The 1,441-nt window shown below is 67.9% G+C and carries 1 protein-coding gene; it reads right to left on the minus strand.

The window, feature by feature from the left end; all coding sequences use genetic code 11:
* Positions 1–461 precede the first annotated feature (461 nt).
* Entirely contained in the window at positions 462–1,298 is an 837-nt protein-coding gene (locus tag ESO86_RS16930; RefSeq protein WP_129235958.1) for an aldo/keto reductase, read from the minus strand.
* Positions 1,299–1,441: the final 143 nt, after the last annotated feature.

The raw sequence follows: 1,441 nt of genomic DNA on the forward strand, positions 1-1,441 counted from the left end.
AAACGGGGTTCAAATAAATTGGCATTGAACATAGTGCACGCTGTTGAGTTCTCAAGGAACGGACGCACCCGACCCACCAACCCGAAACCGAGCCAGCACCACCGAGGCAACTTCCCTACTATACCACGCACTCCTGCGGATCCGACCTACTCGGCGATGCCGCGATGGGTCGTGGTCCCGGACCGCGGCCGCGAGGCCGTCGAGTCCGTTGGAGGTGTGGAATCGTCATCTTAGGCTTGAAGCAACCGAGTCGCAATGGAGCGCCTTCGAGGCTGTTTGGCTAAGACCTGACCGCTTCGCCCGGGGCTCTCGCTCCCGGCCGCCGCGGCGACGTGGACAACCATACGCAGCGCTCGCCCGCCATCACAAATCGGTCTCGGATCCCGCGCGTGTCGCGGCATCCGCCGCCCCCGTCCGAGGGCCCGGCCATCGGGCCGAACCCCCGGTCAGGGCTCGGATCCTCAACCGAAGTGCTGCGGATCGGGGCCGAGGCGGCCGGCACGCTCGATCGCCGTGATGCGGTCCATCTCGCTCTCGGAGAGCGCGAAGTCGAAGACGTCGAAGTTCTCCGCCATGCGCTCGCGTCGATTCGACTTGGGGAACACGATGAAGCCGCGCTGGAGGTGCCAGCGGATGACGACCTGCGCAGCCGACTTCCCGTGCTCCGCTGCGGCCTCGGTCACCTCGGGGAGTTCGAGGAGCGGGTACTTGCCCTGGCCGAGCGGGCCCCACGACTCGATCTCGATGCCGTGCTCGGCAGCGAACCCGGTCGTCTCCGGCTGCTGGTGCGCGGGGTGCAGTTCGATCTGGTCGACGGCGGGCACGACGTCGGTCTCGTCGAGGAGGCGCTGCAGGTGCGGAACCATGAAGTTCGACACGCCGATCGATCGGGCGCGACCCGATTCCCGGATCTGCTCGAGCGCACGCCACGACTCGACGTAGCGATCCTGCGCCGGCACCGGCCAGTGGATCAGGTAGAGGTCGACGTAGTCGAGCCCCAGCCGCTCGAGACTGCCCTCGAACGCGTCGAACGCCGACTGGGTGCCCTGGTCGTCGTTCCAGAGCTTCGTCGTCACGTAGAGCTCCTCGCGCGGGATGCCGGAGGCGGCGACGGCACGGCCGACCCCCTCCTCGTTGCCGTAGATGCGCGCGGTGTCGAGGTGGCGGTAGCCGACATCGAGCGCATCGGCGACGATCCGCTCGGTCTCTGCGGGATCGACCTTGAACACCCCGAAGCCGAGCTGGGGGATCGAATGGCCGTCGTTCAGTTGGATTCGCGGTACGAGCGTCTGGGTCATACGGCCATGCAACACGTTCCGCCTGCGAGGGCCATCCCTCGTTCGCGGGACGCGAACGCGGGATGGCGGGCGCACGGCGCCGCGGCTCCGTCCGCCTCCAGCCTGCCCTCAGGCCGCGGAGGCCGCCGCGGCACCGCGCTCGG

Origin of the sequence: Agromyces binzhouensis (assembly GCF_004135055.1) — a bacterium.
Lineage (GTDB): Bacteria > Actinomycetota > Actinomycetes > Actinomycetales > Microbacteriaceae > Agromyces > Agromyces binzhouensis.